General features: G+C 40.9%; 11 protein-coding genes. 8 read left to right on the forward strand and 3 right to left on the reverse strand.

Features of this window, described 5'->3' with window-relative positions; genetic code table 11:
- Positions 1–45 precede the first annotated feature (45 nt).
- The 8 genes from ACP14Y_RS03745 (at position 46) to ACP14Y_RS03780 (ending at position 10184) form a co-directional block, all read left to right on the forward strand.
- Positions 46–2478 carry an ABC transporter permease gene (locus ACP14Y_RS03745; RefSeq protein WP_424961633.1) on the forward strand — a complete coding sequence of 811 codons (2433 nt, stop codon included), beginning with the start codon at positions 46–48 and terminating at the stop codon, positions 2476–2478.
- Between the two features lie 140 nt (positions 2479–2618).
- Positions 2619–6851 (forward strand): DNA polymerase III subunit alpha, encoded by a 4233-nt coding sequence (gene dnaE, locus ACP14Y_RS03750; protein ID WP_424961634.1) that lies wholly within the window; start codon positions 2619–2621, stop codon positions 6849–6851.
- A 210-nt stretch (positions 6852–7061) separates the two neighbouring features.
- Complete coding sequence (gene trxA / locus ACP14Y_RS03755; RefSeq protein ID WP_424961635.1) at positions 7062–7385, forward strand: thioredoxin; 324 nt, start codon at positions 7062–7064, stop codon at positions 7383–7385.
- A gap of 75 nt (positions 7386–7460) precedes the next feature.
- Positions 7461–7886: a hypothetical protein gene (locus tag ACP14Y_RS03760; RefSeq protein ID WP_424961636.1), complete on the forward strand. Its 426-nt coding sequence runs from the start codon at positions 7461–7463 to the stop codon at positions 7884–7886.
- On the forward strand, positions 7883–8248 hold the full coding sequence (locus tag ACP14Y_RS03765; protein ID WP_424961637.1) for a VOC family protein: 366 nt from the start codon (positions 7883–7885) through the stop codon (positions 8246–8248). Before ACP14Y_RS03760 ends, ACP14Y_RS03765 begins: the two co-directional genes overlap by 4 nt.
- Entirely contained in the window at positions 8245–8949 is a 705-nt protein-coding gene (locus tag ACP14Y_RS03770; protein ID WP_424961638.1) for a sulfotransferase family protein, read from the forward strand. Before ACP14Y_RS03765 ends, ACP14Y_RS03770 begins: the two co-directional genes overlap by 4 nt.
- A gap of 4 nt (positions 8950–8953) precedes the next feature.
- Positions 8954–9853, forward strand: a complete 900-nt coding sequence (locus ACP14Y_RS03775) for an aminotransferase class IV (RefSeq protein ID WP_424961639.1) — start codon at positions 8954–8956, stop codon at positions 9851–9853.
- Between the two features lie 112 nt (positions 9854–9965).
- Entirely contained in the window at positions 9966–10184 is a 219-nt protein-coding gene (locus tag ACP14Y_RS03780) for a hypothetical protein (protein ID WP_424961640.1), read from the forward strand.
- A 7-nt stretch (positions 10185–10191) separates the two neighbouring features.
- Here ACP14Y_RS03780 and ACP14Y_RS03785 read toward each other — a convergent pair whose 3' ends face one another.
- The 3 genes from ACP14Y_RS03785 to ACP14Y_RS03795 all read right to left on the reverse strand — a co-directional run bounded on the left by ACP14Y_RS03785 (position 10192) and on the right by ACP14Y_RS03795 (position 12910).
- Positions 10192–10965: an MBL fold metallo-hydrolase gene (locus ACP14Y_RS03785; RefSeq protein ID WP_424961641.1), complete on the reverse strand. Its 774-nt coding sequence runs from the start codon at positions 10963–10965 to the stop codon at positions 10192–10194.
- 84 nt (positions 10966–11049) lie between these two features.
- Positions 11050–12456 carry a PKD domain-containing protein gene (locus tag ACP14Y_RS03790; protein ID WP_424961642.1) on the reverse strand — a complete coding sequence of 469 codons (1407 nt, stop codon included), beginning with the start codon at positions 12454–12456 and terminating at the stop codon, positions 11050–11052.
- A gap of 19 nt (positions 12457–12475) precedes the next feature.
- Entirely contained in the window at positions 12476–12910 is a 435-nt protein-coding gene (locus ACP14Y_RS03795; RefSeq protein WP_424961643.1) for a peptidylprolyl isomerase, read from the reverse strand.
- Between the last annotated feature and the right edge of the window lie 79 nt (positions 12911–12989).

The following is a 12989-nucleotide window of genomic DNA, read 5'->3' on the forward strand; positions in this document are numbered from 1 at the left end:
TAAGCATCATTACTATAACTAATACAATAACTAACTCCTACTGCTATGCTCAAAAACTATTTCAACGTTGCATTAAGAAATCTGTTGAAGCACAAATTCTATTCACTACTAAACGTTATTGGACTTTCTGTAGGGCTGGCATGCTTCATGCTCATCTCATTGTTTGTTAAAGATGAATTGAGCTATGATTTGCATTTCGAAGGTTCTGATAGAATCTATCGAGTCGATTTTGCTGCTACACTCAATGGGTCTGATCACATCTCAGCAGCTGTTGGTGCGCCAACTGCCCTTGCCTTAAAAACAGACTATCCGGAGGTTGAGGATGCTGTGAGGTGTAGAAATAGCGGAAACTGGTTCGTGAAAAGGAAAGGACAAACAGAAACATTTAAAGAGGAACACGTGCTAATGGCCGATTCCAATTTCTTCAAATTCTTTTCTTTAAATCTGATCTATGGTGATAAGGAAACTGCCCTGAATCGACCAAATACACTGGTGATTGATCATACCACATCTAAAAAGCTTTTTGGCGACATGAATCCAGTAGGTGAAGTACTATTACTTGATAATGAACACGACTATGAAGTCACAGGGGTTTATGAGGACATTCCAGCTAACACTCATTTTCATCACAATATGATGCTTTCCATGAGCACGTTTGAATGGGCCAATAACCAAAATTGGCTAAGCACCAATTTTAACACCTATGTGAAGATAAAAGAAGGCATTCCAGGTGAAGAGCTTGAGGCCAAGTTTCCTGATATGATCCAAACGTATTGCGCCCCTTTGATAGAGCAGTTCCTCAATATGAATATGGAAGAGTTTCGTAATAGTGGAAATGCATTAGGATTTTCACTATTTCCACTAACAGACATTCATTTAAATTCAAACAAGGATAGTGACCTGGAAGCAAATGGAGATATCAAGTATGTGTACATTTTCTCGGCTGTTGGTCTTTTCATCCTTCTTCTTGCATGCATTAATTTCATGAATCTCGCCACTGCCAGATCTGCTAATCGCGCAAAAGAGGTGGGAGTACGAAAAGCAATGGGTGCTCGTAAAAAACAACTCATCAATCAATTTATTTCAGAGGCACTTCTTATTTCCATTCTGGCCTTTTTTATTGCTTACTTGATTTCTTTATTAGCTCTTCCATCATTCAATTTATTAGCATCCAAAGAATTAAGTTTTATAAGCTTGCTTGAAGGTGAGTTCATCTTACTGATGATCGGAGTAATGGTTCTTGTTGGTTTACTGGCAGGTAGTTACCCTGCATTTTATATGTCCATGTTCAGGCCAGTTGAAGTTTTGAAGGGTTTGGTGCGTCAGGGAATGAAAAGTGGGCCGATAAGAAGTGCCTTGGTCATCTTTCAATTCTCAATCTCTATTATCATGATCATCGGTACCGCCATCGTCTTCGATCAGTTATCATACATCCAAAACAAAAAGCTTGGATATGAAAAAGATCAAATTCTCATGGTTAATGATGCTTGGATTTTAGGAGACCAGGTAAATGCATACAAAGAAGAAGCTTCAAGGAACTCCAATATATTGAACAGCACCATCGCCAGCTTTACCCCCATTGGAAATTCCAATAACTCTGACCTTTACTTCAAAAATGCCAGTGCAGCATCTGATGAAAGTCTGGTGATTAACATTGCAGTTGTCGATCACGACTTTGTCACTACCATGGGGGTAGAGATAAAAGAGGGTCGTTATTTCTCTCAAGAATTTTCCCGTGATTCAACGGCTGTACTTATCAATGAAACTGCCGCTCGAAATTTTGGATATGAGAATCCGGTAGGATCAATGATTTACAATTACGGAGGTTCCAATGATAACCCGGTCGTTGAAGGATATAAAATCATTGGCGTTGTTAGTGATTTCCACTTCAAATCGCTAAGAAGCAATATTGAGCCTTTGGTCATGCATCTCGGCCAAAACTCAGGCTTTGCCCTTTTTAAAATCCAAATGGAAAACGCAGATGCAACGATTGAATATCTGGAAGCTACATGGGATAAGTTTGCTCCCGGTCAGCCATTCGAATTTCAATTCATGAATCAGGAGTTCAATGCCATGTACGAAGCAGAAAACAAAGTAGGTAAAATATTTACCGTTTTTGCTGTGCTTACCATCTTTATCGCGTGTCTTGGATTATTTGGGTTAGCTGCATTTACGGCAGAGCAAAAAACAAAGGAAATAGGCATAAGAAAAACTCTTGGAGCATCCATCCCAAGTATCGTCAATCTCCTTTCCAAAAACTTCCTTAAACTAATAGCAGTCGCGTTAATCATCGCTATCCCTATCGCTTCGGTTGCAATGAATTACTGGTTGGAAGCATTTGCCTATCGGACCAGTTTAAAGCCATCAACCTATATTACTTCAGGCGTGATCGCCATCGCAATTGCGTGGATCACCATAAGCTTTCAATCATGGAAAGCTGCACGAGTGAACCCGGCTCAATCGTTAAAAGATGAATGATTTGTTTAATGAATATTTAATATAATCAAACACATTTCCACATATCCACAAGTTATCAACAGCCTCGATTCTTCGGGGCTTTTTTTATTCCACATCGATCGTCTTTGTGTTATTTTGAATGAGAATATAACCCACCCTTTATGTACCTCATTTTTGATACGGAAACCACCGGTTTACCTCATAATAAAACCGCTCCGGTTGAAGAACTGGACAACTGGCCCAGGCTGGTCCAAATCGCCTGGCAGCTGCATGATCATAGTGGGAAATTACTTTCTACCGGAAACCATATCATAAAACCGGAGGGGTTCACGATTCCATTCAACGCTGAAAAGGTACATGGTATTTCTACTCAGCGAGCGTTAGAGGTAGGAGAAGATTTATCTGAGGTGTTGGATAAATTCTCAGAAGATGTTAAACGTGCCAGGGTATTAGTCGGTCACAACATTGAGTTTGACAACAAAATCATTGGTGCTGAGTATCTCCGAACTGAAAAAGAGAATCTATTAGCTGATGCTAAAAACATTGATACCGCCGAGGACACCAAAGAATTTTGCCAGCTACAGGGAGGTATTGGTGGTCGTTTAAAATCTCCGAAGCTGATCGAGCTTTACGAAAAGCTTTTCGGAGAACCGTTTGCCGATGCACATGATGCAGCATACGATGTAGATGCGACAGCCAAAGCATTTTTTGAGTGTCTGAAACGATCGATCATACCAACCATTGATGATACTCTTCCGGAAGAGATCATCTATGAGGCGCCAGATCTGGATGCCGCCAACTTCGCTACGAAGCGAGAGAAGTCATCCGGTAAGATTGGTACGGAGGAAGTAAAAGCTGAGGATATCAAAGGAGCCTTCTGCCATCTGCATGGTCACTCACAATTCTCTGTCTTGCAAGCTACACCTGATGTGGGATCCATCATCGCCAAAGCAAAAAACTACGAGATGCCAGCTGTGGCGCTCACTGATCTGGGTAACATGTTTGGGGCTTTCAAGTTTGTGAGAGCTGCAAAAGGTGCAGGAATCAAACCAATACTAGGATGTGAATTTTACGTTGCAGAAGAGCGTCTCAAGCTCCAGTTTACGAAAGACAACCCAGACAAACGGTTTAAACAAGTACTGCTAGCAAAGTCCAAAAAGGGCTATGAGAATCTCATCAAGCTTAGCTCTATCGCCTATAAGGAAGGAAACTATGGTCTTTATCCTCGAATTGACAAGGCGCTTATTGAGGAATACAAAGAGGACGTCATTGCGCTCAGTGGAAGTCTGGGAGGGGAAATCCCTCACCTCGTTTTAAATGTGGGTGAAACACAAGCCGAAGAAGCGGTACTTTACTGGAAAAATCTTTTTGGTGATGATTTTTACCTAGAGCTTAACCGCCACGGACTGGAAGAAGAGGATCGGTTAAATGAAATTCTGGCTGGATTTGCCAGTAAGCATGACATCAAACTCATCGCTGCAAACGAATATTTCTACCTGGATAAAGAAGACGCCAAAGCACACGATGTTTTAATTTGTATCAAAGAAAACGAAAGGCAAAGCACCCCGATTGGGCGAGGCAGAGGGTTCCGTCCCGGCCTTCCAAATGATAACTATTACTTCAAGTCTCAGCAAGAGATGAAAGAGGCGTTTGGGGATGTACCGGAGGCTATCGAAAATATTTCTGAACTGATCGATAAAATCGAGGAGTACTCGCTGGAACGTGAAGTACTTCTTCCTGCCTTTGATATTCCTGATGAATTCAAAGATCCTGAGGATGATCGAGATGGAGGCAAGCGTGGGGAGAATGCTTACCTCAAACACCTTACTTTCGAAGGTGCTAAAAAACGATATCCGGAGATCACTGATGAGATCAAGGAACGCCTTGATTTTGAGCTGGAAACCATTGCGAATACCGGCTATCCCGGGTACTTCCTCATCGTGCAGGATTTTACTGCCAAGGCCAGAGAGATGGGTGTGGCAGTTGGCCCAGGACGAGGGTCAGCTGCAGGATCGGCTGTAGCATACTGCATTGGAATCACCAACGTAGACCCAATTGCCTATGATCTCCTTTTTGAGCGTTTCCTGAATCCGGACAGGGTATCCCTTCCCGATATTGATATTGACTTTGACAATGAGGGTCGGGAGAAAGTGATCAAATATGTGATCGACAAATATGGATTCGATCAGGTGGCCCAGATCATTACTTATGGTACGATGGCGCCTAAATCAGCCATTCGTGATGCCGGACGTGTGATGGAACTGCCACTTCCAGAAACAGATGCTATTGCCAAACTGGTGCCTGAACGACCAGGCACTAAGTTTTCAAAGGTCTTTGATGAAGTAAAAGAACTAGAAGATCTTAAAAAAGGGAAAGACCTCCCCTCACAGGTTTTAAACCAGGCAGTCGTTCTTGAAGGATCTCTGAGAAATACCGGAATCCATGCATGTGGTGTAATTATCACTCCTGATGATATGAGCAAGTTTGTACCACTTGCCAAGTCGAAGGACTCAGAGCTTCTGGTCACCCAGTTTGACAACAGCGTGGTAGAAGATGCCGGGATGTTGAAAATGGACTTTTTGGGTTTGAAGACCCTGTCCATCATCAAGACAGCTGTGGAAAACGTAGAGAAAAGACATGGAATCAAAATAGATATTGATTCAATTCCATTAGATGACCAAAAAACTTACGAGCTGTATCAGCGAGGTGAAACCAATGGCACCTTCCAGTTTGAGTCACCCGGCATGCAGAAGCACCTACGGGCGTTAAAGCCCGATAAGTTTGAGGATCTTATTGCCATGAACGCCCTCTACCGACCTGGTCCGATGGAGTACATCCCAAATTTCATTGCCAGAAAGCATGGTAAGGAAAAGATCACCTATGATATCCCCGAGATGGAGGAATACCTGGCCGAGACCTACGGAATTACCGTGTATCAAGAGCAGGTGATGTTGCTGTCTCAATCCCTTGCTGGTTTTACCAAAGGTGAAGCTGACGTTTTGCGGAAAGCGATGGGTAAGAAGAAACGCGATGTATTGGATGAGATGAAGCCCAAATTCATCGAGCAAGCCAAAGCCAAAGGGCACCCAGAAGATAAGCTGGAAAAAGTGTGGACAGACTGGGAAGCATTTGCTGCCTATGCATTTAACAAATCTCACAGTACGTGCTACTCGGTAGTTGCCTACCATACTGGATATCTCAAGGCTAATTATCCAGCTGAGTACATGGCTTCTGTCCTCACTCACAATCAGAATAGCATTGAGAAGGTGAGTTTCTTCATGGAAGAATGTAAAAACCGAAACATCCCGGTTTTGGGGCCACACGTCAATGAATCACAAAAGGATTTTGCCGTAAATGCTGAGGGAGAAATTCGATTTGGAATGGGTGCCATTAAAGGAACGGGTGAGTCTGCGGTGATGGCCATCATCGAAGAGCGAGATGAGAATGGACCTTTTGCAGATATTTTTGATTTTGCGAAGCGGGTGAACCTCCGCACAGTTAACAAAAAGTCGTTTGAGAGTCTCGCGAAGGCAGGTGGATTCGATTGCTTCGAAGAATTTCATAGACGTCAATATGTAGAACCTGACGAAGAAGGCAACTCGTTGATTGAAAAATCAATTCGGTATGCCAACCGTATGCAGGAAGAAGAAGCAAGCAATCAATCTTCGCTTTTTGGTGGAGCATCTGGAACGGATATCTCTAAACCAAAGGTGGGTCGCATCGAGCCATACGGTGATATCGAAAAGCTGAATATTGAGAAAGAAATGGTTGGGCTGTATATCTCCGGTCATCCTCTTAATCAATTCAAATTTGAAATGGACCACCTGACCAATGCAGGCATCCATCAACTTTCGGAACCTGAAAAACTACAAGGAAGAGAAGTGCGCATAGGTGGAGTTGTTAGTGATGTCCAGCATCGAACTTCCAAAAAAGGAAATCCTTTCGGCCAGTTTACACTCGAAGATTTTAATGACAATTACACCTTCTACCTTTTTGGTCAGGATTACCTGAAATTTAAGCCCATGCTTGAGAAAGGATGGTTCCTTTATTTAACCGGGAACATACAAAACAGATGGAACAGCGATGAGTTGGAATTCAAAATCCAAAACATTGAACACCTGAGCGAAATCCGAGAGAAGATGACCAGAGGTTTGGAGATCAAAATGCGATTGGAGGATGTAAATGCCATCATCGTAGATGAGGTAGAACGGATTGCCGGACAGTACCCTGGAAAATCGTTGCTTAAAATGTCCCTGGTTGGCGTGTATGAAAACAGGGCAATCAACCTGGAGATGCTTAGCAGAAAGTACACAATTGAACCGTCGGACGAACTAATCAAAGAACTGGAGGGAATTGAAGAGTTGAGGTATCGGGTGTTGCTCCAGAAAAATTGATTTTTAACCTCTGAGAACACGAAGAAGGCCACAGAGAACACAGCATTAGATTCGGTCCAGATACACTGCTTTCTCTGCTTTTAATCTCAGTTATCTTTGTGGTTAAATGTCAATTACCTAACAAACATCTGTTTTATCAAAAGAGAATAAACTATTCAAATTACTTTTGTGTTCGATTCACAAGTAGACAAAATATCAACAGATAATACAATGGCAAAAGCAGTAGAAATTACCGATAACAACTTTGAAGAAATCATCAATTCAGATCAGCCAGTTTTGGTTGACTTCTGGGCAGAGTGGTGCGGTCCATGTAAAATGATAGGTCCTGTAGTGGAAGAGCTTGCTGGGGACTTTGAAGGAAAAGCAGTGATTGGAAAAGTAGACGTAGATGCAAACCCTGAAGTATCTGCAAAATTTGGCATCCGATCAATCCCTACCCTACTCGTTTTCAAAAACGGTGAAGTAGTAGACAAGCAAATCGGTGCAGTACCTAAAAATGTCTTGAGCGATAAGATCACCGCTCAGATGAATTAAAAGAATTTAAGATTTATTTTAAAGCCTCAATACGATAAGTATTGAGGCTTTCTTTTTTTATGCGAATATTTACGCATGAAATACACACTCTTGCTATTGTGCGCATTCGCTTTTACAGTATTAAAAGCTCAGCGCCCAGAAATGAAAGATAATTTCCAAATTTCCTATGACAGTATGGATCAGGTGAAGGTCGAATTGAATCTTTCTGAAGATCAATTAGCCAAATGGAATGAGGTCAATGAAAAGTACTATCCAAGATTAAGGGAATTAGAACGGACAGACTCGCTTGAAAGCAGACAAAGAATAATGAGGACTCGGAGGATTATTCAAGATCGCGATGCGGAGCTAAAAGAGTTCATTTTTGCTGCACAATGGGAAAAATATCAGGCTATACAGCGGAACCAGCAGCGTGAAAAAATGAAATTGAGAAGACAGGAAATGATGGAGAAGAGAAAACAAAGATTGCAAGAAGAGAAAAAGGAAAGTGGCGGGGGACAATGAAGCTATTCTCTCATTCATCCATCATACTTCCAGTACCAGCGGTTCTAGAAGCTGCAGAATACTATCGAGATATTCTTGGATTTAATATTTCTTTTCTCTGGCAAGATCCTCCAACCTATGGAGTAGTTAACAGAGAAGATGCTGTCGGGATACATTTCACTGAAACCTCATCACCTTTATCTACTGATGACGCCAAGCTTTATATCTTCGTCAACAACCCTGATGCGGTGTATGAAGAATTTCAGAATACCAACGCGAATATTGTTGAGCCAATAAATGACACGGAATACAAAATGCGTGAATTCACAATTGAAGATTTAAATGGATATAAAATTGTGATTGGAAAAGGAATTAATTCATGATCATTAACCTGATATCCGGTCCTAGAAACATATCCACTGCGCTAATGTATTCCTTTGCCCAGCACAGTCAGATCAAAGTAGTGGATGAGCCGTTTTATGCTCATTATCTGATTAAAACAGATCTTGATCATCCAGGAAGAGACGAAACCCTCACGAGTATGTCTGCCGATGCACATCAGGTGTTGGAGGAAATAAAGGAATTAGAGGAAAAACACTCAATCGTTTTTCTTAAAAATATGGCGCATCATCACGAAGGATTGGATTGGAACTACCTACTTCCAATGAAAAACATCTTTCTTATTCGTGATCCAAAGCAGTTGATTGCCTCCTTTGCACAGGTGATCTCTCAGCCAACTTTACAGGATATCGGGTTGAAATATGAGGCAGATATACTTGATTATCTAATTCAAAATGAGATCACTCCCATTGTCATCGATTCCAATGATATCCTGGCCGATCCGAAAAAAGGACTATCTAAACTTTGCAAGGAGATCAGTATTTCCTTTGAAGAAGAAATGCTTTCCTGGGAAAAGGGCGCCCTTCCTGAGGATGGGGCCTGGGCGAAATATTGGTATAAGAATGTCCACAACTCTACTGGCTTTACCAAACAAAAAACCAGCGAACGTCCATTGCCTGAGCAGTGCAAGGACTTGTATAAAGAAGCCTTACCTTACTATCAGAAATTGAAAAACTTCACTTAGAATCATGCTACAAAAATTCAATCCAAAAAATAAAAACATACAAATCTGGGTAGGCGACAAACTTTACCCAAGAGAGGAGGCCAAGGTTTCTGTCTTTGATTCTTCTGTTCAGGGAGGTGATACCGTATGGGAAGGCCTTCGTGTATACAAGGAGGGAATTTTACACCTGGAGCAGCATCTTGATCGGATGTATGAATCTGCTAAGGCTTTAGCTTTTGAGCATGTGCCTACCAGGCAATTTATCAAGGATGCTATTAAGAAAACACTGGAAGCTAATAAAATGGACGAGGATGTCCATATTAGACTCACGCTGAGCAGAGGAGAAAAAGTAACCTCTGGAATGGATCCCCGCCTCAATCAAAAAGGCAGCTGCTTGATCGTTCTTGCTGAGTGGAAACCTTTGGTTTATGATAATGAGTCTGGCATACGGGTGATCACCTCCACCCAACGAAGAAATAGTCCTCAATTCCTCGATTCTAAAATTCATCACAGCAACCTATTAAACAACATCCTTGCTAAGATTCAGGCCAATTTTGCTGGCGTTGATGCAGCAATTATGTTGGATGATCGTGGATTTGTAGCAGAGCTAAATGATACCAACCTATTTATGGTAAAGAATGGCATCCTTTATACACCTTACGCCAACGCCTGTCTTCATGGAATTACCCGTGGGTTTGTGATTGAGCTAGCGAATAACAATGGCATACCATGTCACGAAAAAGATTTGAGCTTAATAGAGTTTTATAATGCAGACGAAGTTTTTGCTACCGGGACGATGGGAGAACTAACTCCTGTTGTAGAGATAGATGGACGTAAGATTGAAAGTGTAACCGGATCGGATGTTCGGAATCAGCTATCAATATTTATGTTTGATAATCTGAAAGATCGCTGTGAGAAGCTTTAAATGGGGCTTTAAAGACATACGTAAATCACGTAAATCACCAAAATACCAAAATCACGCTACCACAGGGTTATCATTGATCGCATCTTTGAATCATAATTAAAAAGCAAAAGTTATGGAAGCGATCTATTTTAATCAACTAATGGACTTGTCAGTAGAATACGAAGTGAATGGTGTGATGCTGAAGCGAAACGTTGTAGCAGGGAAAAAAGATGAATACGGTACGATGTGGGTACTCATTGAAACGTCAGGCGATAGCCACTCAGCAAACAAACAATGGGTAGAGCTTAGCTTTTTCCAAATGTGGCTTAACCAAATGGGAGCTGCTGCCTAAGTAAAAGTTACTGTGGGTACCAATCTCTAAGTCTCACCTCGGTAGATGTGCCCGCAGCTTCAACTTTCTTTTTGAAAGAAGCTACATCGCTTAGCCCTCCTTTCCCTCTGTAGTGAAAAGGATATACAACCGACGGTTGAAATTCGATCACAGCACTAGCAGCTTGATCCACACTCATTGTGTAGGGTTGATTCATACAAACAAACGCAACATCAATATTTTGGAGGTTCCTCATCTCGGGAATGTCTTCTGTGTCTCCGGAAACATAAATGCGTTTCCCTCCCAGCGTAAGCACATAACCATTCCCTCTGCCTTTCGGGTGACGTGAATCGTCTGTTTCAGGTAAGTTATACATTGGGATGGCTAGAATCTCTAATTCTTCAATTACAATCGTTTGGCCATTATCTATGGCCGCTGCTCGTCTTTTCATTTCATCTGGGAGTTTCTCCTTCACAGCCTGAGGCACGATAAATTGTGCCCGTTGTGTGTTTAACCCATCCAGCGTTTTCTGATTTAAGTGATCTCCATGAATATCCGTTATCAAAATCAGCGTAGGATCTTTTAGTCCCACGAATTTCTCTTTCCCTCCGTAGGGATCGACATAAATGGTCATGTCATTCCATGATAAAACCAGCGTTCCATGAAGAATAGGTTGAATGATCAACTCTCCTTTACCTGTGGGAATGGTATCAGGAGTAGCTCGGTTTTGTGCTAATACATAAGTGGATAGAAAGAATACTATAAGACCTGGAAGAAACTTTTTCATCGGATTGACTTTCATTAAGAACCATTTGAAGTTACCATTGTTTGCAGGCAAACAAAAAAGGCTCTCGCATTGAGAGCCTTAAAATTCATTGTTTTGACCTTAAAAATCCAGGTAGTTACCATCAAAGTCCATTTTAATTAAACTTACCTGGTATGCTGTTAGCTCCCCATCAATATCTTCCGAGGAGTAATAAGATTTCCTATTCTCTAAAATCACAAAATGATCGGTTTCTTGGAGCAATTGAACAACCGTGCCTGTTGGTATCTCCTTTCTCCATTTTTCATTACCTTCCTGATCAATCTTTATCAGAACATTATCATAACCAAAAATAAATTCACTTCCAACCTTAATCACACCTCCGTCAACCAATCCTTGTAAAAACTCTTCCGTTGGTCTATAATTTTTCGACCATATTTTGTTCCCTTCCTGATCTAACTTCATTACAGTAGGATATGCAAAAATCATCATGCTATTATCCTCGTTTGAAATAAGATTCCATTTATCGTCAAAACCATTTAAACGATCTGCATCAGTTCCTTCAATATTGTAGGTCATTTCCCATGATTTTGAAAGTGAATGATCCAACTGTAATAAATTAATTTTTGGCTTTTCATCTGAAAGTGCTTCAATATTGGACCAACCTAAAAGTAGGTATCCATCGCTATTTTTTCTTATACTTTTTCCAACCAAAACTTTTTCATCAAAGGAGATCAACTTAGTATCTAAAGCGGAACCTTGATGGTCAGTGATATGAATAAACAAATCATAATCATACCTTGGACCTGAATATCCTACGTATATGATGGAATCACCATCAATCATATAATCAATCAGTCCGTTTTCATTGTTCGTGATTGTTCGTGAATTGATATTTTGACCAGTGGCGGTGAATGTTTCGACTAAAGTCTCCGAAAAGCCACTTATCCAGTTGTTTTGGGTAAACTGAATATCTCCATTGTCGTTTTCAAATAAAGTAGACCCATACAAGTTTGCTCCATATCTCCTGCTCCACTCCCATTCTACATCAAATGATCCATTGATCTTTAAAAGATGATAGTATCTACTCGGCTCAAACACATTAAAACTTACATACGAAACCAAATAACTTCCATCAGCCATTTTAATGATAGATTTCGGAGATGCACTTTGCTTTGGATAACTTTTGTCTAGTACAAATCCATTATAATCCTCTACCTCAAAGACTTGAGAAAGCGTGTCTTCTTCATCCTTATTTTCTACGGATAGTTTGACTCTGTATTCACCAGGATTGTTTGGTGTAAAGGTGAAATCAATTTTATCGCTTATGAGACCTCCGTTTAGATTCCATTGGTAGCTTTCTGCATTAGATGAGCAATTGGTAAATTGTATTGAATCTCCGGTATAGTAAGGTCCAGATCGAAAATCGAAGCAAGCTTCTGGTTCAGTTTTCTCCGTTTGGTCATCATCCTTACATGAAATGAATAGGCACAAAAAGACTGTACCTATAAAAAATATAGATCTGTTCATAGCTAATTAAAATCTTAGATTATTTCGATACTACCACTTTCTCCATCACATCATCTTCTCTGATCTGATCGATGACATCCAGTCCCTCTACAACTTTACCAAAAACGGTGTGGTTTCTATCCAGGTGAGCTGTGTTATCTCTGTTATGACAAATGAAAAATTGTGATCCTCCGGTGTTTCTTCCGGCATGGGCCATAGAAAGGACACCTCGATCATGGTATTGGTTATTTCCATCCAGTTCACAATCGATCTGATAGCCAGGACCTCCGGTACCGTCACCTTTAGGGCAACCTCCCTGGATCACAAAGTTTGGAATGACCCGATGGAAAGTCAATCCATCGTAGTATCCGTCATTCGCAAGATCAATGAAATTCTTAACCGTGTTTGGGGCATCTTCCTCGAAGAATTCAATTTTCATCACCCCTTTTTTAGTGTGTATTTCTGCTGTCTTCATATTTAATGACAAAGGTACAGTTTCTGTTAAAAAGTCTTAATTGTGATAAACGGCTGAAACTATTGCTATTATCCTCAGT

Source organism: Ekhidna sp., assembly GCF_965247405.1.
Classification (GTDB): Bacteria; Bacteroidota; Bacteroidia; order Cytophagales; family Cyclobacteriaceae; genus Ekhidna.